This is a genomic window from Pseudomonas sp. WS 5071, from assembly GCF_012985765.1.
Classification (GTDB): Bacteria; Pseudomonadota; Gammaproteobacteria; order Pseudomonadales; family Pseudomonadaceae; genus Aquipseudomonas; species Aquipseudomonas lundensis_A.
The window spans coordinates 1-8,471 of the sequence record NZ_JAAQWY010000059.1; the positions used below are offsets into that span (position 1 = coordinate 1).

Sequence of the window (8,471 nt, forward strand, 5' to 3'; positions counted from 1 at the left end):
ACGGAGAACCGGTCGAAAAAGCTCTCCGTACATGATTTTTCGGTCACTTTTCGTCCAATGACGCTGTAGGTGCCTGGAAAATTGCAACTTGCCGCGGCTGCACGACAAGTTGATCGGAGCATCCCTAGAGGCACGTGGAGTTGGCCGACTAATGTTATCCAGCCTTTTATAAAACTGGCTGTTTACGTGTTACCGTGCGGCCCAGTCATCACGTTCCAGTATTTGTGTAAATGAACTGTAGACTTGCGCAGTCAGTGCCTTTACGCGCAACCACGTTCTCATGAGCCTTTCGAGATTGGTTTTAAGTTGGTTAAGGTCTGCCAGGGTACTCACCTGTTTCAAATACTCATTCACACCCATCACATACCATTGGAGGGGTTCCCAAGCGTTCTCCATGTCTCGGCATGTCACTGCGGCCGCCATAAATCGTCCGCGCAGCTCGGAAAAACGTTGCTGGGTAACGTATAGAAACGCGCCCAATGTATCCGGCGGCAAACTGGCGAACACCAAACGGCCCCGCTCGACCACTAGCCGGTGAATCTCCCCCCGCAGTATTCCGGCTTGGCGACTGAAAACGCCTGAGGTGGCTTCAAGGCTGAACTGTGGCACCCTGCCTGGCACTGTCTCTGTAATCAGTCGCTCATACTCCGTTACCACGCTGTGGAGTTGATCATCTAATGCGCGCAGATCTGTTTTTAATGAAGCGTTGGCGGTAACGTTATCCACTTGCGAATAAACATCCAGAAGTGCCGACGCGTGTGGCACCAACACGTTCGCCAAGGTGCTATTAAATAGACGGCACTGAGAAAAGATCGAGGTATTGAAAAAACCGCGTATATCCGGCTGTTCGTGAACCCGGTTGAGACGTATGAGTTCAAGGGCTGAGCGCTGTTCGTCGGTTAATACTGCACGTGGCAGATCAGTGATACCCAGTCCGTTACCTGATGGCTGCTCCCCCATAACCCCAGCGATATCTTCAATAAGACGTTGAAGACGCTCCAGAATGTCCCCCGCCAACTGGTTCATGCTATCGCATGCCACTTTGACTGCATGTTCAAGGTGGGTCCAGGTATGAGCGTGTGCCAGAACCTGTTGATGAAAGCCCACTACCTTTTCTGGCTCCAACCCTTCCAACCCTACAGCCGCCGGTGGATACAGGCGCTTTACGTTCTCAAGAACCGTCGGCAAAAGACGGGCATGGTCGACATATAATCGAATGGTTTCAATATCTGTACGCCGGAATAAAAAACCGCTGTCAGCACGCGGAATTCCGTTTAAGCGTACGCCCGACAGATACTGCATAAATCGCAACGGCACGACGATAGAGTGTTCGAACACCCCGGATTGTTCATAAAACTCAGACTCCGTTAGAGCCTCCAGCTCATCCCTATAATACTCAGGCATCATGCAGTTCCCGCTCAATTAATACACATGAACAAGACTATGCCCAACCGGGACACCGGCAATACAGCTTAAGCACAAAACAATGTAAGAGAGTACGTTAAATAACAGCGTTATTCGCCAGCGCCATAACTATTCAATACAGGGCCTTCATCGCTATAACTATTTAATGTGCCTGTCGATTACGTAACGGTGGCCTCCACTGTGTTCGATCAATCTGTTTGAAGTTGTGCTGCACGCTGCGCAAAGTCCGACGCCAATGCCCGAATCCGCGGGTCCCGGGCATACATGAGGGATTGCTGTGCGACGCGAAGAAAGTTCAAATTGCCTCCCGCCAGCGCCTTGTACAGCCACTCAAGGGCTTCGTCGATCTGCCCCTGCTGCGTCAGCACGGCCGCATGGCTGAACTGCCCGCGAAAATCTCCGTTTTCAGCCGAACATTTGTACCAATACCAAGCGGCATTGAGGTCTTGCGCACAATATTGCCCTTCCTCCAGATAGCGCCCCAACAAATTCATCGACTTGGCATGCCCCAACTCTGCGGCTTGCCGATAAAGCGCCAGCGCAGCCAGCGGGTCTTCAGGGACCCCGCGCCCGGTGGCCAACAAGTTCGCGTAGTTGTACATGGCCCAGTCCAGACCGGCCTCTGCGGCCTGACGGTATTGCAGACTGGCCAGCGTCAGATCCACTGGCCCGCCCCAACCATGTTCCAGGCAGCGACCGAGCATGTTGCGCGCCATCAGATGACCGGCGTTGGTAGCGATCTGAAACCAGCGCCTGGCCAAGACCGGATCGCGTTCGATGCCCTGCCCGTCGAGCAAAATTTGCCCTAACAACGCTTGCCCATCAATGAGCCCTTGTTTGGCTGCAATCAGGATGGCTTGTGCCGCCCGGCCCGGGTTTTCAGCCAACATGGCACGGAGCTGTTCACCATCGAGCAACTCCTCACGGCGCAATTGAAAGCTCATGGCTAGACCTCAACCCAGCGACGTAGCAGGTTGTGATAGGTGCCGGTGAGCTGAATTAACGACGGGTGATCGGGCACATCGCGGGTCAGTTGCTGGATCGCGCCATCCATTTCGTACAACAGCGTACGTTGACTGTCTTCACGCACCAGGCTCTGGGTCCAGAAAAAGGAGGCAAAGCGAGTCCCCCGCGTGACGGCGTTGACTTTATGCAGACTGGTGCCGGGGTACAGCACCATGTCACCTGCCGGCAATTTGATTTGCTGCACGCCGTAGGTGTCCTGAATCACCAGTTCGCCACCGTCGTAATCGTCAGGGTCACTGAAGAACAGCGTCGACGACAAATCCGTGCGTACCCGTTCAGGGTTGCCCTTGGGTTGGCGCACGGCGTTATCGATATGAAAGTCGAAGCTGCCGCCCGCGGTGTAACAGTTGAGCAACGGCGGAAATACTTTGTGCGGCAAGGCGGCTGACATGAACAGCGGGTTTTGCCATAGCCGGTCGATCATGGCCGCGCCAATTTCTTTGGCGAGCGGATGGCCTTCCGGCAACTGCAGGTTGTGCTTGGCTTTGGCGGATTGATACCCGGCCGTGATTTTGCCGTCCGCCCAGTCCGCCTGCTCCAGTGCTTCGCGAATGCGCGCAACTTCTTCACGGGTAAACAAGCCGGGAATATGCAGGAGCATGGCGCAATACCTGATAACAAAGGGATGGCAATGGTATTGATTCTTATTGATCGTGTAAAACCCTGATCAACCCCCGTAGACGAACGAGTGTGAAAAAACCGTAAAGCAAAACTGTAAAGATTGTAAATTTTGCGCTAATAGTAATTGATCTCAATTGATACACAGAATTGTTTGCACTATATTTCGCGGCTCAAATTCTGGGGGAAGGGATCTTCACATGTCGCGCCTTACTACAAAAATACCCGTCAGCTCACCGCGTTTGCTGGCTTCGGCCATCGGTGTCGCAATCACCGCAACCTCCGCTGCGCACATGGCACAGGCGGCTGAAAGCACTGAAAGCAAAGCACAGGGCAACAGTATTTCGCTGGGCGCGACCACCGTGAGCGGGGAGCAGCAAGATGCCTACCAAACTGACAAGGCAGACTCCCCAAAATACACTGCCCCTCTGATCGATACGCCACGTTCGATCACAGTGATCCCGCAGCAACTGATCAAAGACACCGCAGCCACGTCACTGCAAGACGCGTTGCGCACCGTTCCGGGTGTTACTTTCGGCGCGGGCGAAGGTGGCAACCCACAAGGCGATCGACCTTTCATTCGGGGCTTTGATGCCCAAGGTGATACTTATCTGGATGGCGTGCGTGATACCGGCGCACAAAGCCGCGAAATCTTTGCCGTAGAAAACATCGAAGTTGCGAAGGGGCCAAACTCCGCCTTCGGGGGGCGCGGCGCGGCGGGCGGCACTATCAACCTTGTGAGCAAAAAGGCTCATTTAGGTGACTCTTTCGATGCGGGTTATACGTGGGGCTCGGATCAAACCCAGCGTTACACTCTGGATGGCAACTACCAGTTCAGCGACACAGTTGCGGGCCGTTTGAATCTGATGAGCCACGAAAGCAACGTTGCTGGACGTGACAACGTTAACTACGACCGCTGGGGTATTGCTCCGTCGCTGGCCTTTGGCCTGGGCACTGACACACGCGTTAACATCGATTACTACCACATGGAAAGTAATGACCTACCGGACTCAGGCATTCCTTATGGTTTCTCTGTGGGCAAGTCTCACACTGCTGCAAGCCCCGACAAGCCGAACGACGGCGGCGACAGCACGAACTTTTACGGCTTGACCGATCGAGACTTCCGCAAAACCCGGACCGATATTACAACGCTAGCCTTTGAACATGATTTCAATGACAGCCTGACTGTCAAAAATACGCTGCGTCATGGCAACAGCATGCAGGATTACATTCTGACGCAGCCGGATGACAGCAAAGGCAACGTGAACAATGGCAGCGTTTGGCGCAGAGCTAACTCGCGAGTAAGCAATACTGCGACGACAACCAACCAAACAGATTTGTTTGGTGATTTCTACGTTGCAGGTTTCAAGAACAGTTTTTCAACCGGGATTGAAATTAGCCGAGAAACCAGCGACAGATCTTCTTATAACGTCAATACCGATACCATTGGCAGCACCAGTGTCGCTGATTCAACCTGCACGCCGGGGATGATCGGATCACCAAGTGGTTATAACTGCACCTCTCTGGGTAACCCGACACCGAACGACCCATGGAGCGGCGCAATTTCGCGCAACTATCTGGGAACGGCCACGTCCAGCAATACTCGCGCTATCTATGCAATGGATACGCTGGAACTGTCGCCTGAGTGGCTACTGAACATGGGCCTTCGTTACGACCATTTTGAGACCCAGTACAAAACCCACGCACTGGATCCAAAAACCAAAGCACCGGTGACCTACAAAGGTAACGACACCAGCGACTTCTTCTCCGGCCAACTGGGCCTGGTCTGGAAAGTAAGACCGAACGGCAGCATCTATGTTTCTTACGCCACGTCGGCTACCCCTCCCGGATCAATGTTGGGTGAAGGCATGGAACCTAACGCACTTCCAGGCTCTCCTGAACGTAGCGGAGCATTCGCCAGTAGCGACCTTGAGCCCGAAGAAACAACTAACTACGAGCTCGGCACCAAGTGGGATGTGTTCAATGACCGCCTCTCTCTGACCGCTGCTATCTTCCGTACAGAGAAAGAAAACACCCGAGTTCAGGTCGACACTGCATCTTACGAAAACGCCGGTAAAACCCGTGTAGACGGCATCGAGTTGTCTGCCAGCGGCAAGATCACCGACAAATGGCAAGTGTTCGCCGGTTACAGCTACCTTGACGCTAAACAGCAGGACGGCGGCCCGTTGAACAAAGCTACCGATGGCAACAAGCTGCCTAACACGCCGCGCAACAGCGCCAGCCTGTGGACTACGTACGCCGTCACGCCCAAGCTGACTATAGGTGGCGGCGCGTTCTATGTAGACGACGTATTCGGCAACGTTGCCAACACCACCTACGTACCGTCTTACACACGCTACGACGCAATGGCCAGTTACAAGCTGAGCAAAAACGTTGACCTGCAACTGAACGTACAAAATCTGACCGACAAGACCTACTACGACAAAGCCTTCTCGACCCACTTTGCTAATCAGGCACCCGGTCGTACTGCCTTGCTGACGACCAATTTCCACTTCTAAACAGATGTCACGTTAAACCAAGCCCCGCCCATCCAATGGCCGGGGCTTTTGTACGAAAGCTCGCGCCATTTGCGGGCATGACGTAAACACGTATTCCATTGAGCAAGCAAGGCGGTAGTCGTGTTCAAGAAAACACTGTTTCAGCTGCATTGGTTTTTCGGGATAACCGCCGGTCTGGTGCTGGCCCTGATGGGCATTACCGGTGCCGTTGTGTCGTTTCAGGACGAACTGCTGAACGCGCTCAACCCGTCTGTACTCAGCGTCGAGAAACTCGACAGTGGCGTACTGCCACCTGCGGAGCTGGTGCGTAAGGTCGAAGCCACTGAGGGCAAACAGGTCGCGATGCTGTGGGTCGGTGTCGACAGTGACAGCGCTGCGCGCGTGTTTTTCACCCCGCCGCCGGGCGAGCGCCGGGGTCAGATGCGGTATGTCGACCCTTACACAGCCAACTATCTGGGCGAGGCCACAGGCCAGGATTTCTTCGGCCTGATGCTGCAACTGCACCGTTTTCTGGCCATGGGCCAAACCGGGCGGCAAATCACCGGCGCCTGCACCCTGATGCTGATTTTCTTCTGTCTCTCCGGGCTGTACCTGCGTTGGCCGCGCCAAGCGCTGAACTGGCGCGCATGGTTGACGCTCGATTGGGCAAAGAAAGGCCGCAGTTTCAACTGGGATTTGCACGCTGTAGCAGGCACTTGGTGCATGGTTTTCTATCTGCTGGCCGCGTTGACCGGTTTGTCATGGTCCTACGAGTGGTACAACAAGGGCCTGCAAACGCTGTTTTCTGATTCCCCCCAGGGCGAACACCGCAAAGGCGGCCGCGGCAAGCCCGGCCCAGCCGGCCCGGCACCCGTGGCCGATTACGATGCAATCTGGGCCAGCATCCAGAAAGCCGCCGGCCCTGAACTGAGCACATACAACGTGCGCATGCCCCCTGCAGCCGGGCAGCCTGCAACCGTGTTTTACCTGCGAACAGACTCGCCCCACGAGCGTGCTTTCAACCAGATCGTGTTGGACCCGGCGACAGGCGTGATCAAAAAGCACTATCGCTACGACGATAAAAGCTACAAGGCGCAATTGCTCACCAGCATCTACGCGCTGCACGTAGGCAGTTACTGGGGCCTTCCCGGACGTATTCTGGTTACCGTGGCCAGCCTGAGCATGCCGCTGTTTTTTATCACCGGCTGGTTGCTGTATCTGGATCGACGTCGTAAAAAGCGTCAGGCCCGAGCAGCACGTAATGGGCTGGCAGACGTCAGCAACGATGCCTCTTCATGGCTGATCGGCTTTGCCAGCCAAAGCGGCTTTGCCGAGCAACTGGCGTGGCAAACGGCGGGTCAATTACAGGCGGCCGGCATGCCAGTCCGGGTGCAACCGTTGGCGGCGCTTAGCGGGGAGGACTTGCAGCACGCAAAAAACGCTCTGTTTGTGGTCAGTACCTTTGGCGACGGCGAAGCGCCGGACAGCGCCCGGGGCTTTGAACGCAAATTGCTGGGCCAGCCTTTGAGCCTGAGTACGCTCCACTATTCAGTGCTGGCCTTGGGTGATCGCCAATACCCGCACTTTTGCGGGTTTGCGACACGCATTCAGCAGTGGCTGAGCGAGCGTGGCGCGCAGGCATTGTTCAGCCCGGTGCAGGTCGACAGCGGCGACCCCGTGGCGCTGCATCACTGGCAACAGCACCTCAGCCAACTGACGGGAGGAGCCCCCGGCACTCAATGGCAAGCGCCCCGCTACCACAACTGGACCCTTGAACAGCGCGACTTGCTCAACCCCGGCAGCAACGGTTCCAGCGTGTACCTGCTGGGGTTGAGCGCCCCAGACGTCACGGGTAGCTGGCAAGCGGGCGATCTGGTCGAAGTCATGCCGCGTCACTGCCTGTGGGCTGTTGAACACTTTCTCGAAGGTTTGGGGCTCAACCCTGACAGCCCGGTACAGCTGGAAGGTTTGACCGAAACACTGGCTCAGGCACTCGCAAGCCGCCAGCTACCGACACATCGTGGGCATCTGGTCGGCATGCATGCCCAAGCACTGGTCGATGCACTGATCCCGCTGAACATGCGCGAATACTCCATCGCCTCGATCCCGGAGGATGGTTTGCTGCAACTCATCGTGCGTCAGGAGCGGCATGCCGATGGAAGTCTGGGGATTGGTTCCGGTTGGTTGACAGAACACGCGCCTGTCGGGGCGAGCATCCACCTACGCCTGCGAACTAACAGTGGCTTCCACCCACCTGAAGATCCTTGCCCGCTGATATTGATCGGCAACGGCACCGGTCTGGCCGGTTTGCGCAGCCTGCTCAAGGCGCGCATTGCCGAGGGCGAACAGCGTAACTGGCTGTTCTTCGGAGAGCGCAATGCGGCCCACGATTTCTACTGCCGCGAAGAGCTGCAAGGCTGGTTGGCCAACGGGGATCTGGAGCGACTGAGTTTGGCGTTCTCCCGGGATCAGGCCCACAAGGTCTACGTGCAAGACCGTGTTCGCGAAGCGGCTGACGAGGTCCGGCGCTGGCTCGCTGAAGGGGCAGCCATTTACATCTGCGGCAGTCTGCAAGGCATGGCGGCAGGGGTTGATCAGGCATTGATCGACATCGTGGGAGCAGAAGCATTGGAACGCCTGATAGAACAGGGTCGTTATAAGAGAGACGTTTACTGATCAATACCCCTCAGCCTTTAACATGTATGGACCGGGGACATAGCGAACACAATGTTCGGAGACATCGCGAACACTTTTAATAGGACACATTGACCCCTTAGGGATGCTCCGATCAACTTGTCGTGCAGCCGCGGCAAGTTGCAATTTTCCAGGCACCTACAGCGTCATTGGACGAAAAGTGACCGAAAAATCATGTACGGAGAGCTTTTTCGACCGGTTCTCCGTGTT

General features: G+C 55.6%; 5 protein-coding genes. 2 read left to right on the plus strand and 3 right to left on the minus strand.

The window, feature by feature from the left end; translation table 11 throughout:
- Positions 1–189: 189 nt before the first annotated feature.
- From HBN61_RS21950 to HBN61_RS21960, 3 genes are all read right to left on the minus strand, one after another.
- The gene (locus tag HBN61_RS21950) at positions 190–1,404 is read right to left on the minus strand and encodes a hypothetical protein (protein ID WP_170047896.1); all 1,215 of its coding nucleotides are present in this window, start codon (positions 1,402–1,404) and stop codon (positions 190–192) included.
- A gap of 209 nt (positions 1,405–1,613) precedes the next feature.
- The gene (locus tag HBN61_RS21955) at positions 1,614–2,369 is read right to left on the minus strand and encodes a tetratricopeptide repeat protein (RefSeq protein ID WP_170047897.1); all 756 of its coding nucleotides are present in this window, start codon (positions 2,367–2,369) and stop codon (positions 1,614–1,616) included.
- 2 nt (positions 2,370–2,371) lie between these two features.
- A complete protein-coding gene (locus tag HBN61_RS21960) occupies positions 2,372–3,052 on the minus strand; it encodes a Fe2+-dependent dioxygenase (protein ID WP_170047898.1) in 681 nt (226 codons plus the stop codon).
- A gap of 217 nt (positions 3,053–3,269) precedes the next feature.
- Between HBN61_RS21960 and HBN61_RS21965 the strand changes: the two genes are divergently transcribed.
- Positions 3,270–5,588 carry a TonB-dependent receptor gene (locus tag HBN61_RS21965; protein WP_170047900.1) on the plus strand — a complete coding sequence of 773 codons (2,319 nt, stop codon included), beginning with the start codon at positions 3,270–3,272 and terminating at the stop codon, positions 5,586–5,588.
- 120 nt (positions 5,589–5,708) lie between these two features.
- Positions 5,709–8,243 (plus strand): PepSY domain-containing protein, encoded by a 2,535-nt coding sequence (locus HBN61_RS21970; protein WP_170047899.1) that lies wholly within the window; start codon positions 5,709–5,711, stop codon positions 8,241–8,243.
- Positions 8,244–8,471: the final 228 nt, after the last annotated feature.

Bases quoted from the DNA above. Each gene is read 5' to 3' on its own strand.
- HBN61_RS21950 (WP_170047896.1), bottom strand. From the start codon at position 1,404: ATGCCTGAGTATTATAGGGATGAGCTGGAGGCTCTAACGGAGTCTGAG.
- HBN61_RS21955 (WP_170047897.1), bottom strand. From the start codon at position 2,369: ATGAGCTTTCAATTGCGCCGTGAGGAGTTGCTCGATGGTGAACAGCTC.
- HBN61_RS21960 (WP_170047898.1), bottom strand. From the start codon at position 3,052: ATGCTCCTGCATATTCCCGGCTTGTTTACCCGTGAAGAAGTTGCGCGC.
- HBN61_RS21965 (WP_170047900.1), top strand. From the start codon at position 3,270: ATGTCGCGCCTTACTACAAAAATACCCGTCAGCTCACCGCGTTTGCTG.